Below are 204 nucleotides of genomic sequence, written 5' to 3' on the forward strand. Positions count from 1 at the left end.
CCGTCGCGAGCCACGGCGTACCCGTCGGGTTGACCCGTACCGGGCCGCCGTCCGGTGCCGCCACGAGCGTCGTCGACCCCTTGAGCAGCACCGTCGCCCCGTACCGGGATGCCAACTCCCGCACGGACGACAGGCGTTGGCCCTCCACCTCGTCCCGGGCGGAGCCCAGGAGTGCCGCCGCCTCCCCGGCGTGCGGGGTCAGTA

The 204-nt window shown here is 75.0% G+C and carries 1 protein-coding gene; it reads right to left on the bottom strand.

What is annotated here, in order from left to right:
* Window positions 1-204, bottom strand: a 204-nt coding sequence (locus G3I40_RS06385; RefSeq protein WP_275410150.1) for an NAD(P)H-hydrate dehydratase, incomplete at both ends; no start/stop codon positions are given.

This window comes from Streptomyces sp. SID14478 (assembly GCF_010548525.1).
Lineage (GTDB): Bacteria > Actinomycetota > Actinomycetes > Streptomycetales > Streptomycetaceae > Streptomyces.